The 13,203-nt window shown below is 38.8% G+C and carries 17 protein-coding genes and 2 pseudogenes; 5 read left to right on the forward strand and 14 right to left on the reverse strand.

The genetic code is table 11. The features are described 5' to 3' along the window. Positions 1-181 precede the first annotated feature (181 nt). The 6 genes and pseudogenes from ABEV15_RS02020 to ABEV15_RS02045 form a co-directional block, all read right to left on the reverse strand. The gene (locus ABEV15_RS02020) at positions 182-736 is read right to left on the reverse strand and encodes a cysteine peptidase family C39 domain-containing protein (RefSeq protein ID WP_498852244.1); all 555 of its coding nucleotides are present in this window, start codon (positions 734-736) and stop codon (positions 182-184) included. Between the two features lie 313 nt (positions 737-1,049). Beyond that, positions 1,050-1,484, reverse strand: a pseudogene (locus ABEV15_RS02025) (transposase family protein); the annotation flags it as partial. Positions 1,485-1,700: 216 nt separating this feature from the next. Then, complete coding sequence (locus ABEV15_RS02030) at positions 1,701-1,892, reverse strand: hypothetical protein (RefSeq protein ID WP_498852245.1); 192 nt, start codon at positions 1,890-1,892, stop codon at positions 1,701-1,703. A gap of 52 nt (positions 1,893-1,944) precedes the next feature. Beyond that, positions 1,945-2,139, reverse strand: coding sequence for a class IIb bacteriocin, lactobin A/cerein 7B family (locus ABEV15_RS02035; RefSeq protein ID WP_498852246.1), 195 nt, complete (start codon positions 2,137-2,139; stop codon positions 1,945-1,947). Positions 2,140-2,251: 112 nt separating this feature from the next. Beyond that, the gene (locus tag ABEV15_RS02040) at positions 2,252-2,524 is read right to left on the reverse strand and encodes a hypothetical protein (RefSeq protein ID WP_498852247.1); all 273 of its coding nucleotides are present in this window, start codon (positions 2,522-2,524) and stop codon (positions 2,252-2,254) included. Then, positions 2,521-2,730, reverse strand: a complete 210-nt coding sequence (locus ABEV15_RS02045; RefSeq protein ID WP_498852248.1) for a hypothetical protein — start codon at positions 2,728-2,730, stop codon at positions 2,521-2,523. The genes ABEV15_RS02040 and ABEV15_RS02045 overlap by 4 nt, the downstream gene beginning before the upstream one ends. Positions 2,731-2,955: 225 nt before the next feature. Between ABEV15_RS02045 and ABEV15_RS02050 the strand changes: the two genes are divergently transcribed. Beyond that, positions 2,956-3,150, forward strand: coding sequence for a hypothetical protein (locus ABEV15_RS02050; protein WP_498852249.1), 195 nt, complete (start codon positions 2,956-2,958; stop codon positions 3,148-3,150). Positions 3,151-3,199: 49 nt separating this feature from the next. On the opposite strand, the gene ABEV15_RS02055 is transcribed toward ABEV15_RS02050, so the two are convergent. Together ABEV15_RS02055 and ABEV15_RS02060 are read right to left on the reverse strand one after the other, a co-directional pair. Continuing rightward, positions 3,200-3,574 (reverse strand): IS630 family transposase, encoded by a 375-nt coding sequence (locus ABEV15_RS02055; protein WP_498852250.1) that lies wholly within the window; start codon positions 3,572-3,574, stop codon positions 3,200-3,202. Further along, positions 3,552-4,115 (reverse strand): helix-turn-helix domain-containing protein, encoded by a 564-nt coding sequence (locus ABEV15_RS02060; protein ID WP_498852251.1) that lies wholly within the window; start codon positions 4,113-4,115, stop codon positions 3,552-3,554. Before ABEV15_RS02060 ends, ABEV15_RS02055 begins: the two co-directional genes overlap by 23 nt. A 98-nt stretch (positions 4,116-4,213) precedes the next feature. Here ABEV15_RS02060 and ABEV15_RS02065 point away from each other — a divergent pair. Continuing rightward, positions 4,214-4,474: pseudogene (locus ABEV15_RS02065) on the forward strand (IS66 family transposase); the annotation flags it as partial. A 206-nt stretch (positions 4,475-4,680) separates the two neighbouring features. On the opposite strand, the gene ABEV15_RS02070 reads toward ABEV15_RS02065, so the two are convergent. The 3 genes from ABEV15_RS02070 to ABEV15_RS02080 all read right to left on the reverse strand — a co-directional run bounded on the left by ABEV15_RS02070 (position 4,681) and on the right by ABEV15_RS02080 (position 7,120). Then, a complete protein-coding gene (locus tag ABEV15_RS02070; RefSeq protein ID WP_268853137.1) occupies positions 4,681-4,935 on the reverse strand; it encodes a hypothetical protein in 255 nt (84 codons plus the stop codon). A gap of 182 nt (positions 4,936-5,117) precedes the next feature. Continuing rightward, a complete protein-coding gene (locus tag ABEV15_RS02075; protein ID WP_268853138.1) occupies positions 5,118-6,407 on the reverse strand; it encodes a SunS family peptide S-glycosyltransferase in 1,290 nt (429 codons plus the stop codon). 515 nt (positions 6,408-6,922) lie between these two features. Beyond that, positions 6,923-7,120, reverse strand: coding sequence for a hypothetical protein (locus ABEV15_RS02080; RefSeq protein ID WP_268853139.1), 198 nt, complete (start codon positions 7,118-7,120; stop codon positions 6,923-6,925). Between the two features lie 169 nt (positions 7,121-7,289). Here ABEV15_RS02080 and ABEV15_RS02085 point away from each other — a divergent pair, with 169 nt between their 5' ends. The 3 genes from ABEV15_RS02085 (at position 7,290) to ABEV15_RS02095 (ending at position 10,061) form a co-directional block, all read left to right on the forward strand. Further along, complete coding sequence (locus ABEV15_RS02085) at positions 7,290-8,315, forward strand: alpha/beta fold hydrolase (protein ID WP_498852252.1); 1,026 nt, start codon at positions 7,290-7,292, stop codon at positions 8,313-8,315. Positions 8,316-8,317: 2 nt separating this feature from the next. Further along, the gene (locus tag ABEV15_RS02090; RefSeq protein WP_498852253.1) at positions 8,318-8,785 is read left to right on the forward strand and encodes a hypothetical protein; all 468 of its coding nucleotides are present in this window, start codon (positions 8,318-8,320) and stop codon (positions 8,783-8,785) included. A 94-nt stretch (positions 8,786-8,879) separates the two neighbouring features. Next, entirely contained in the window at positions 8,880-10,061 is a 1,182-nt protein-coding gene (locus tag ABEV15_RS02095) for an IS701 family transposase (RefSeq protein WP_498852254.1), read from the forward strand. 140 nt (positions 10,062-10,201) lie between these two features. Here ABEV15_RS02095 and ABEV15_RS02100 read toward each other — a convergent pair whose 3' ends face one another. From ABEV15_RS02100 to ABEV15_RS02110, 3 genes are all read right to left on the reverse strand, one after another. Next, positions 10,202-10,549: a hypothetical protein gene (locus ABEV15_RS02100; RefSeq protein WP_268852143.1), complete on the reverse strand. Its 348-nt coding sequence runs from the start codon at positions 10,547-10,549 to the stop codon at positions 10,202-10,204. 791 nt (positions 10,550-11,340) lie between these two features. Beyond that, positions 11,341-12,075: a metallophosphoesterase family protein gene (locus tag ABEV15_RS02105; protein WP_498852255.1), complete on the reverse strand. Its 735-nt coding sequence runs from the start codon at positions 12,073-12,075 to the stop codon at positions 11,341-11,343. Between the two features lie 154 nt (positions 12,076-12,229). Beyond that, positions 12,230-13,063, reverse strand: coding sequence for a pirin family protein (locus ABEV15_RS02110; protein ID WP_094241336.1), 834 nt, complete (start codon positions 13,061-13,063; stop codon positions 12,230-12,232). Between the last annotated feature and the right edge of the window lie 140 nt (positions 13,064-13,203).

The raw sequence follows: 13,203 nt of genomic DNA on the forward strand, positions 1-13,203 counted from the left end.
AACATGGGGCTTACAAGCCCACGACTTTAGTCGTTGGGTTGTTGACTATATTCGCCACCTCACCTCTTTTTTCTTTTTTTTTTGATCGGACGCCGTTACCACATCGACAACCATGACCGCCACCATTCGTGAAACAAGCCGTTGACGCCAAAATAGACGAATGCGATCCAAGCGATGCCAACTAATGCTTTCTCCATCCCTTTTCCCGTCCGATAGAGCGGCACTTTCCACCGCTTGGACGAAAACGGCCAAAACAGCGGCACCCCTGGGCGGTGACAGGCACCGATCCTCTTTCATCCCTTTTTTCAAATGTCGGGGCTGGCACGAGCAATACAAGAATCCCCGTCCATATTAGAAAAAACTCCTCAGGCGACATTTTCTTTAACCCTTCGGCAGGATCGGCAATAACAATTTCTTTGTTTGTAATTTTATGAATGACAACATAATGCAATAAACTTTGATTCACAATGACATGAGCAATCGCTGGCAACGGGAAAGGTTGAAAAAGACTTTCTTGGTTTCCTCGAACCCCTTTTGCTGTAAACCCAAGCTGCTCCGCCGCTTTAATTAAACCGTATAAATTCGTTCCTTGCTTATCCGTACCAGCAACTTCTCTTATTTTCGATATCGGCACTTTTAACCCATATTGCTTGCATACCGTAGCCAAACAAGCTGGTCCGCAGTCTTTTATATCGTGTTGTTTGATGCAGTAGTATTTTTGAAAAAATAAAAGCATTTTAACTACACCTCTAAACTAAATGGGCGATCATTTAAACTATTTTTCAATATCTTGAATATATTCGTTATTTTTCATCAAGATCGCTCATTCTAAAATGTAAATACAAAATGAACATACATACCGTTAAAATAATTGCGTTTATGTTTATCTCATTTCCTCTCAAAAGAGAATAAAAAAACGAAATCAATCCATACACAATGCCTATTCCTGTTATCTTCTTTAGTCTTTTTGCTTTTCGAATACATAAATTATCCATTCATAATCTCCTCTCAATCTGAATACACAATTAACTCGTGGTACTGGCTGATCGCTAACGCAAGTGTGGCAGTGAATAGACCAACGAGATGATATCGAGTGCGACTTTAATCCCTGAAATAGAGTCGACACGAATGCCTGTGATTCGATACCGATCGGCAGAGAACAGCGTTCCAATCACTTCTCGCTTTTTCTTCAGCCATCCCTCCCATAGGCAATGCTTCTGAATTTTGCGAGACGGAATCCAACAGATGACCGGGTATTCTTTTTTTTTTGTAAATCGCTACTAATAACCCCCTTATCGCCTAAATTGTAGGGATGAGGAATTTGCGTCATCACAGTTTCCGCAACGGTTCAATCGTGACAGGATGCTTCGGTCACCACGTATCCCATCGACAATTCTTGATCGGTTATTTGAAGACGAAACTTAAATCCGTCGTTTCGATGCACAATATCCGATGTCAGCCATACCTTGAAATCGTTGGAACCGTAATAAAATGAAAGTGCTTTTGCATAAGGATTCTCCTTTCGAATATTAGCTGACACTTTCATTCTACAAGAGATCCCACAAGCAAGGGATATTTTTATGCTTACTCGATTTTATCTAGCACCACCAATGTATAAAATTGGTAAATTAGAAATATGAAAATGAAAGCTCAGGAGAATGGGTATTCCTTATTGTAAGAATACCCATAAGATAATTTGTCTACTTAGTTATCCCGGGATATACCCCTACCATTTTATAATTCTTTAGATTTTTAGGGTTGAAAGTGTTGCCCACAAGCCATCCCAAAAAATAACCTAAATCCGTCATGAGATCCTCTCCTCCACCAACAGTTCCTAACAATTGTTCCTCTAAGATCTCTTCAAACTCGAATTGTACTTTTTTCGTTTCCATGTCCTATTACCTCCTACTAAATTTCTAATAAACTGAGAAGCTTTAAAGTATATTAATGCTTGAGTCCATCCTTGAATCCTTGTACAAATCCCCCAGAGAACTTCCATAACTCGTTAGCAGTTGCAACCAGACCTCCCACAGTCCCTACGATAACTATCCATTGCGGCAATACTCCCCCGTCAACCTTCATCGTTTCTTCTGTGTTTAGTTCGAAAAAATGATTATTTGTTTGTACCACATTTTCCATACATCTCTTCCTCCCAAAGTTTTTTAACGATTCTCCTATGCTTTAGTAAAAAGATGATTACCAACTCTTTATTTTTTCAACAAGCTACTACTCACTCTGCTGGTTCAAAAAATCAAATAGCAAATAACAGTAAAATCAACACATTAATTGGTATACTTGCAATTGTAAAGATACCGATATACTCTTTGGGATTTCTCCCCTTTTTTTTAGTCAAAAAAAACTCTAATCCTAGATTACTAAGCGTGATTAGTATAACGAGCCACATAAAGAGTGTTTTATTCCCGTTATATAGTGAATTTACAAAAAGAGGGGAGAGAAGTACAAGAAACGTCAGTTGTTGAAAACTCCCTCTTGAAAAAAGGCTTATTCCTTCTTTTTTAATCATTTCAAACAACCCGCTGCAGCCGAAGCTCCCAACCATGCTCCACCTACGAAAGTACCAAGCATCCAACCTACTGGTCCACTTACACCAGCAAGAGTCATAAGCCCTGTAAACGCTGCCGTATGAGCAAATGCTGCAACAGAGACTTTCCCGCAAGCACTAATTCCTCCATCGATTGATATTAGCTCATCAACTTTTAACTCTTTCATGACCATCCCTCCATAATTTTCAAATTACCGTATACACCTACCATTCTATTTTTGTTATCAAAAACTGTAAAGCACTAATTTTTTTAGTACCTTGAACCTTTATGTGAAATAAAAGTAAAATTTTCAAAAAACATATTGAACTCAATCAATATGTCACGCTATGATGAATCCGTCATTTTTTACCTTTGCATCCAAAGGAAGTGATCGTATTCATAAGTGGGTCGCATGCTCGGGGTTGGCTTATATTTATTGCACCGTCAAAAAAGCAGACAGTCTCAGTTTATGCCTTATGACCAACCACTTTTTGATGATGTAAGTTGGGATATCGTGTATCCGGTGCCGAAAATGCTTGTTGTCCACTTCGGGCATATACATAAGCAGGTGAATGATGAAATTCAACGCTTTTCATTTCAAAACTAATGGAATCTGGAGACGAGATAAATGATCGAGTTCAAGGGAATGTTTATTTTCATTCTTTTGGGTTTAACGGTGGGGAATACGGTGGCAAAAAGATAAAGTGAAAGGCGGTGCCCTCATCACTATCAAGGAAAGCTTGCACCATGTTGGCATGATGAATACGCGCATTGTCCAATACAAGCACGATAAATCGATCCGCATATTTCTTTTTCAACAGGCGCAAAAAGTCAAGGAACGTTTCGGCATTGGCGGATGATGCGCGATGAAACACGACATCGCCTTGTTGAACGTCGACGGCGCCAAAAATGGAGACATGGGCGTGGTGACCGTAGCGTGGCACCTGCTTTTGATTCCCTACTTCTGCCCATGTCGTACGAAGCGCTTGATAGGCGCGAACATGCGTCTCATCGACATAAAGCAGAACCATTTCCTCCGTGATTAGTTTTTTTTATAAACTCGAGTTCTTTTTCAAAAGCCGCTTGAAGCACTGGATCGCCTTTGACGAGCTTATACGTCGGGCGTGTCCATGACAAGCGAAGACGATGCAATAGTTTGCGAATGCCTTCGCGTGACATCGAAACGCCATAGGTTTGTTGGATGTAAGATTGCAACAGGCGTGTATTCCATGAGGAAGCAATGCCCCAGCCGATCTCCACAGGGGTGGTGGTTAACACGAGTTGTCTGATTTCTTGTTGTTGTTCTTCCGTAAGAAACGGCATACGACCGGGTGGCAAACGGCGATCGAGTAGACGATCGATCCCTCCTTCGTTAAAGCGTGAGACGTAGAGGGCAACCGATTGACGGCATAGATTGACCATTTTGGCGACATCTTTTCCGAGATACCCTTCCATGACGAGGCGAACGGCGGTAACCCGAGCACGAAGAGAAGCATCTTTGATTTTCCGTTCTTGTTTCCGAAGGGTTCGAGGCGTCCAGCCGTGATCATTTGTAATTTTAAGACGTTTCATGTCATTTCCGCTCCTTTTATACATGAGTATGTAGGAGCAGTATAGCCATGGAAAAGGGTGTTCATACAGAAGTCATTACTTTAAAGTGCATGTATACAGAAAAGCGCAAGCACGAAGCGCTTCTCTTCCTGCGAAAGAAAGAAGTGCCGTTTGACAACAACCAAGCCGAACGCAATTTGCAGATGGTGAAAGTCAAACAAAAAATTTCTGGAACGTTTCGTCAGGAAGACGATACCGAGGCTTTCTGTGTCATTCGTAGTGTCATTTCCACCCTTCAAAAACACGAAAAGCCGGTGTGGGAATCGTTACAAAGACTTCTGAGTGTGGAGTCTCTCCAAACGATTCTCCATTCCTCCTAGGGCATTTTCGATACCGAAAATGCCCTATTGGTGCTGGATTCTGAAAATCTCGCTGATATTGGGCTGAGTGGATACTTTTAAACAGAGTAAAGTCGATTTTCCAAATCAATATCATAAGAAGCATTTGATCGAATGCGTTCTTGTCCGACAAATCCATATTGGAAATCATCATTTTAAAGTGTATGCATATAACACGAAGGGTTCCCTTAATCTACTTCTATCAAAACGGCTTGTTGCACAGGAGGGCAATATTTAGCAACAACGTTTCTTTCTGATAAATAATACTTTTTCCCATCAATTAATAATAAGTCCACACCAACGACTTCACAAATTTTTCCTTGATTTGTTAATTGTTTCACTACTGCATCCATTAGGCTCTTTTTATCAAAATATCTCTCATCCAATTCAATTATTATTTTTTTTTGTTTATTAATTAGATTTTTCAAAAAATCAACAAACACAAAAAACATCCCCTTTCATAAATGTATTATAAAAAAATGTAAAGCCTTTCTTCAACGGTAAAAGACATATTCTAAATGCATTCCCTGAAGAATAATTATCCCTATACATCCGCAAGAAGTATATCATTTCCCCGCTCATCAGACACGTGTTTTAGAAAACTTATGTTCTTCATACACTAGTATCACGTGAATAGCTGTGATCGTATTTTATCTACATATAAGTATAGTTTTTTCATAGAAGATAGTTTCAAACTTTCAGACTTTATACACTCATAAATCTCTATTGCTCTATCACAATCATTTATTGACATCAAAAGGTCAAACACTAATAGCTTTATGTGATCATTTGATTCATTAATAAAGCTATATTTCCTATTTACACTAATACAATCTTCTAAGACATATATAAGTTTTGTTATTTTTTGTTCTATACTCATCTTTATCATTAAAGCTCTATAGTAATCAATATCTGAACAATTAGGATATATTTGTTCGAACAAATCCAAATAACTTTCTAATAATTTAAAGTCATTATTTTCAAATAATATCCTACACAACAACAACATTGCATCTAAAAAAAATCTAGAATTAGTATTTTGACTTAATTCTATTGATTTAATAAGATAGTTTTTAACTATACGTATATCACCTTTCGAATTGTATAATTCTCGGGCATAGAAGTAAAACCACTTTGGATTAGAGGGCTCAATCTCCAGCATTTCTTTTGTAAGTTCCTTATTTCTCTCATTTTTCTTCTCTATGTCTACAATTCGTGGATCATATCCATCATGCTCTACAATAATATTGGCTGGAATATTAATTGGGATGTCTCCACTTAATAAAACAGGTTCTTCGTGCACCTTACCACTAAACAAAATACCTTTTTTCAACGAAAACATTCTCCTATTATCTAATGAAATACTTCCATCATGTTCAATGATTTTTGGGCTTATAACACAATCAATCCCCAAAAAATCCAACAGTCTTGCAATTCTTTTTATTTTCCCTTTGTTCTCCTTTGAATAAACATTATCCGCATCTATAAAATAAATCCAGTCTCCACTCGCTTTTTCAATGATTTTGTTCCTGTGAAACGAAAAATCATTCCTCCATGGTTCAACTAATATTTCCACATGTGAACACTTTTTTTGCATATCTTTTATTATTGCTAAGGTATTATCGTTAGATCCTGAATCTACTACTATAATTTCGTCAAATTCATCCATTACACTATGTAAACATCTTCTTATGCATCTTTCTTCATTATATGTAATAACACCACACGTGATAGTAGGATAGGGTAAATATTCATATTCAAATACTACTCTATCTATGTTTGTGTACTCCCATTGCAATCCTACTGCTAAATTTTCATACGCATCTGGTCTATGTAGCAACATTAAATCTGTAAAAAGCTCTGAATCCGGGAATAAGCTTTCTATTTTCTTAAAAAACGAAGACAAACTATCCAAATCGAGCCCCCTCCTACTCCATCAAACAAAATAATCACTATTAGCTAGCTTCTGTTTTTATAACTATGTAGCTCGCAACTATCTAACTTACATTTCGCACCCTTAATAAAAATTCAAAAACAATTTATAGAGAATGAATATTAACCCTTTAATTAACAACAAAACCATATTAAACAAGTTAAATTATCACTCTTTTTAAAAAATAAATCATTTTTATTCAGTGATATTCAAAAGCATCTCATATGTGAGCAAAATTCAATTAGTTAAATTGAAAAATCTTCACCAGTTAAAAAAACGAACTTCACATGGAGTGGCGCACATGGCTTCTTCGCTCCATACGGGAATTTATCACTACTGTCCGACCTCTATAGCAAATCCTATGGTATGAAGAGACTTCCATGTCAAGCAACCATGATACCACTCCATGTTCCAATAAAATTTCCACGCCCTGTCTAGTTTGAAAAAATTGCTCAACTTTCCTCATTGATTATAACTGGTAGAGCTAAATGGTCACTTTAACGTCCTTTGCCATAATTTGAAGTGAAAAACGTGATATTAGAAGCCGATCCGCATCCCCAAGTAGCTCCCGCTATAGACCATGCGGTCGCGGCAACAACGTACCATCCATTATTTAATACATTGTAACCCCCATCATAACTTGTCAATTCCTCAAAATTTAACTCACTCATTAATTCATTCATTAATTCCTTCATTGAATATCTCCTCCGTTATCTTTATTAAACTTTTGCACACACCCACAATTGTATTTCGCCTACAACAAAACTGTAAAGTACTAATTTTTTTAGTACCTTGAACCTTTATGTGAAATAAAAGTAAAATTTTCAAAAAACATATTGAACTCAATCAATATGTCATGCTATGATGAATCCGTCATATTTTACCTTTGCATCCAAAGGAAGTGATCGTATTCATAAGTGGATCGCATGCTCGTTAGATTGGGTTGGCTTATATTTATTGCACCGTCAAAAAAGCAGGCAGTCTCAGTTTATGCCTTATGACCAACCGCTTTTTGATGATGTAAGTTGGGATATCGTGTATCCGATGCCGGAAATACCAGATGTCCACTTTGGGCATATACATAAGCAGATGAATGATGAAATTTACCGCTTTTCATTTCAAAGTCCAATGGAATCTGGAGACGAGATAAATGATCGAGTTCAAGGGAATGTTTATTTTCACTCTTCCCGCTCTCCTGTTCACATTGTGGTTGTCCACGGGTGGAGGATGGAGCAATGGGAAAAAATCAATCGATTATTCTTAAATCCCTTTGACAAATCAGGATTTCACATGTGGCAAATGATGCTTCCTTTCCATTTTGACAGAGCTTATTCCACATATAGCGGGGAATATATGATTAGCGCAAATATAGAGCGCTCTATTTTTTCGGTTAGGCAAGCTGTCACGGAAATTCGCGCACTTATTCGCTGGATTAAACAGAACAAAGGCGGAAACGTCATCTTGGTCGGGGTAAGTTTAGGAGGGCTAATGGCAAATCTAGTCGCTACCGCGGAGGAATATGCTGATGCGGTTATTTCTATTATGTATGCCAATAGCTTATCTTATGCCGTGTGGCATACACCGATTGGGAAATACATTAAGCAGGACTTGCAAAACAATGGAATTACTTATGATATGCTGAAAGAACATTGGAAAATACTTGAACCAATCTCCCGAAAACCGAAAATGGATCGAAATCGTATTTTATTCATTGCGGGACGATATGACCAATACGTCCATTTTGAAGATGCCTTAGCATTACAACAAGCATGGGACATCCCAAATTTCCTTCCTTATCACTGCGGGCATGCTGGCATTATTTTTCACCGCAAAAAAATTGCTAAGGATGTGTTAACCTTTATCCACTCATTATTATCGAGGAGTGTATAATTTTGCTTGTACTATTCGTACTATTATGGCTTGGCGGAGCGATTGTTTTACTTATAGACTATAAACATTCAGCTTCGAAATGGGCAAGCGCTGTCGCCTTTGTCGGTGGTGCTGGTGGGCTATCTGTCGTCATCGAAGAAAATATATTACCGTATACAACGTCTCCTACTGTTATAAAGTTCATCATTGACTTATTGTCATTCATTTGCCATTATGTAACACCTTACGCGTTTCTTATGTTTTCGATTGCGTATTCTGGACTTATTCCACCGAATCGTCAAAAGCGATTCGCATATATCCTTTCCGTGCCGATTTTGTTTATGGCCATCAATTATCCAATATATCCGACTTATGTTGTTCCTTATCATATCGCATTATGGTGGGTCGCTCCGTATATTATGTTTGGGGTGTTTTCTCTTGTATTTTCTTATATAAAAGAACCCGTGGCGCTAGTTGAGCAAATTTACTAACATAAATTTACAACCAAACAAAAAAGAAGACATGAACCCGATTCCTTGGTTAGAATAGATGTGCCACAACTATCCACAAGGAGGTTCATGTCTCATGAATAGATTAGCACATCATCAAGGAATTCACAAGTTTTTCACGATGTTGGGGTTGGCCCTTTATTTCTCGAAACCTGTGATGAAGCATCTCGTTCATATCGTGGATGCGATGATTACAAAGGGCTTTTCGGGAACGCTGACCGATCTACATCATGGGAGTTTTCATCCGAACCATCGCACGACACTCAGCCATTTTTTCACGAAAAGCCCATGGGAGGAAGAGACGCTGCTTCGCAAACTCCAGCAGTGGGTGCTTCATCGTGTCGAACGCAGCTCGAAACGAGAGAATCAACCCATTTTTGTTTCGATCGATGATACGATTTGCCAAAAAACGAAGCCCTCGTCACGGGCAACACACGCCATTCAAGGGTGTGATTGGCACTATTCTCACGTAGAGAAAAAGTCGATCTGGGGACATTCTCTCGTTTGGCTCATGGTTCATACGATGACTCAAGCGTTTCCTTTTGCTTTTCGCCTCTACGACAAGACGGCGGGGAAAAGCAAAGGGGAACTCGCGATCGAGATGCTTTCTTCGTTGGATGTGAGTCGCCCCGTTTATGTGCTCATGGACTCTTGGTATCCATCGAAAACCCTCGTGGGAGCCTGCTTGAAAAAAGGGTTCCACGTCATCGCGATGCTCAAGACGAACCGAATTCTCTACCCGAAAGGCATCGCCGTCCAAGCGAAGCAGTTGGCTCGCTCCATCGAACTAGACGACACTCACCTCGTCACGGTGGGAGAAGAGCGCTATCGCGTCTATCGTTACGAAGGAGCACTCAACGGTCTCGACCATGCCGTGGTGTTCCTCGCTTGGAAAGCCGATCAGCCGATGACACCGAAACATCTTCATTGCGTGTTGAGCACCGATCGGGAGCTAAGCGACGAAGACATCTTGCGCTACTATGCCGAGCGTTGGTCGATCGAATGTTTTTTCCGTCAGTCGAAAGACCAGCTGAAGCTCAATGGGTACCGTGTTCGTCAAGTTCGGGCGGTGAAACGGTATTGGATCCTAGTGCAACTTGCGTATGTGTACAGCATGTTCGAGTCGAACAGTGATGTTTCGGATGGGCTCGATCTCCTGCGCAAGAGAAAAGGACATAGCCTCGTGGAGTTCATTTACCGTGCAGCAAAACAAAATATTCCCATTGATGCCGTGAAAAAACAGCTCCACGTGACATAAGGGGTACTCTGTTTGTTTCTTTTTATATGGTAATTATTGTTACAAGAATTGCTCAACTACAGAAAATAAAAACATTGTGGCTACACCTCAAAAGGTTAGAAAATAAAAGAAGAACTATTTGTTTTTGAACATTTATAAAATCATATACCGTCTCTCTTTATGATCTTTACTGTTTCAAATGTCAAAAATCCAAAAACTATCAATCCTATTACGATCATAAATGTATTTTGCACTTCATTCGATTCATCAACGATTCCTTCTGGAAGCAGCCCATCGATACACAGCAACGAGAACAGAAACAATTCAAAAACAAAAAAAGGGATATAAATCTTTTTTTTACTCACATAATAAAAATAAGCGATTAAACAAAACATAAAATAATTCGCAAACGCCAATGGATCCCAGATCCTTAGAACAATAACGAAAGCACCTAAAAAGAGATTAATGAAAATAATGGTCGCAACCCACATATGCGTATTCCCTCTCAACCATAACTCCCCCTTCTATACTTATACGGATCGCCGCACTTCCAATACTCCTCTTGGATAACATCACCTATACAAGAAATAAGTTGCAATTAGGTATTTTAAAGGCTCGTCACCGAAAGTTGTACTTGATTTTTTCATAACATACCTTACTTATGCTTCCAATGAAAAAACAGTAAACAAATGATTTTTTGCATACACTTGTTCAGTGTACCGTCTGTCAAGTATATGTTGTAGTTATGAACCATTTTAAATGTTTCGTTTTTTCATCTCGAAACAAGATTATGGTGATTGATCAACTGGCAGGAAAACAAAATTACAATCTATACTCGTGATGCTATATAAGTTGAATTAAAGATTTACAACTGAACACACAAACGATCGATCGTTTGTTCTGGTTTCTGGTTGATTCGCTGAATAAAGGCTTGGACATTCTTTCTTACGAACAGTGACGAACAGTGCCTGGCACTGTTCGCTACATTCGATGGTTTTGTCGTTAACTATTGTAGCAAAGGGACGTTTTGTTTGCCTAACAAAAAACTGTCCATAAAACTATACTAGCACCAGTATCATATTGTCCAAACTGATGAACATAAACCCACATAACAGTAAAAAGAAGCCCAGGCAAGAAACGTAAACGCCTGGGTGTGACAGTAGCGATCATTCATAATGAAATCTCTTCCAATCTTTATGTAAATTGTAAATAAGGATTAATCTAAGGAAATGTTCTACCTTATGAGTGATCCTCACTTTTCTTTCTTCACTAAGTCTATTTCATTAGTTGAAAACAGAATTTAGTTAAATTGCAAATGTTGATTTCCGTAAAAAACACGAAGAATAAAATCACGGGCTGGGACCTTCAGTTTGTCGTAGGCAAGCAAAAATTCCCGATTGTCATACGCTACTTCTTTGAAAGTGACACTGATTCCTTCCGCACCGATGTTTAGAATAGCGTATGGAGCTAGAGGCTTGTGATAACAGCCTAAAGCGCCCGGATTAATATAAAGCCTCTCCTTAGATCTAAAATGATGTAGTATATGATGATGACCGAAACAAACGACATCTACGTCAGAAGTTTTATATAGTTCGTCAAGTTTCTTTATTGTTGGTTGTTGATCAATAGGGATAAACTGATTTTCTTCGTTCAAATGATAATGCACAAATAATAATTTTTTCCCATTGTATTCGGCATATAATTTTTTCGGTATTTTCGATAAAGCGGGAATAAATTTTTTGTCCAGCTGTGAAGCAATCCATTGATGATGTTCTTTTTCTTCGCCCACACTTCCCGGTTCTTTCCCTTTCATTATGTTTAAAATGGCTTCATCATGATTCCCCATAACATAAGATATATCATTGCGGGAAAATAAAAGTTCAAGAACTTTGTTTGTTTCGTGTCCAATCGCCACTAAATCACCTAGGCAGTAAATATGTTCTACTGGATTATTTCTGTCAATATCATCCAATATCGCTCGCAAGGCAGCACTGTTGCCGTGAATATCGGTTATGATTGCTAATTTTGTTTCCAAAACTCCCCTCTCCAATTCTTTATTAATTTATAATATTTTGGTGATTGTTTTTTTCATACCTAAGACCATCATTCTATCAACCTATTAGGCGTTCTTGCCCTTTTATTCAAGAATAAAGGCGTTTTCCCTCAGTTCATAAAAAATAAAAGCCGTTTCATTCATCGAACTTCCCTGTTTGATAATCAAGAATAGCTTGACGAATCTCTTCTTTTGTATTCATGACAAACGGTCCGTATGCGACAACAGGTTCATTTATTGGCTCACCTGCATACAGGAGAATGCGAAGTTTTTCTTTAGCAGTGATTTTAATTTCGCTCTCGGAAGCTCCGTCCGCTGAACTTAAAAACAACACTTGTCCTTTATGTCCTTCTGTTTCATCGATCCCAAAAGTTCCGCTTCCTTCTAAAATATAAAGAAAGCCGTTATAACTTCCCGGCAAATCTTGTACAACACTCGCTCCTGGCTCTAGCAACATTTCTACCATCGTAACAGGAACATGATTAAGGGTTGAAGCCTGTACTCCTTTTGATGAACCAGAAAAAACTCGAATAATAGCCCCTTCTTCTTTACGCACAGGCATATCCTTACTTTTTAAATTTTGATAACGAGGCTCAGTCATTTTTTTCGCGCTCGGCAAGTTAATCCATAACTGCAGGCTATGCACAGTAGAACCAGGTGCTGGGTCTTCTTTATGAATGACACCTCTCCCAGCTGTCATCCATTGCACATCTCCCGGCTCCAGTTTTCCATAACCTGCTTTATTGTCAAAATGTTCAAGCACCCCATCAATCACATATGTCACCGTTTCAATGCCGCGATGCGGATGAAGATCGAACGTTCCTCTTTGAAAAAAATCTTCGGCAAGCATTAAGAACGGGTCGTATTCTTGCCAATTTCCCGGTTCTAAAACAAAACCATTCTGGTGAATTGGGCTGTTTGTTTGGTACTGCACTGTCTTAATACGACGAATGCCTCGTTGTGCTTTCATCCTATTTCGCGCAGGAGACTCCCACTTCAACGACCAAAGGGAGTAAGTGGGAGAGGAATGCGCGTTCCCCCTTTCTTTTGTGTATGATATAATAAAGGCGTGGAGAAAACCGTTCAATAAAGGCACTCCAATAACTGCTA

Source organism: Bhargavaea massiliensis (assembly GCF_050480245.1).
Taxonomy (GTDB): Bacteria; Bacillota; Bacilli; order Bacillales; family Anoxybacillaceae; genus Anoxybacillus.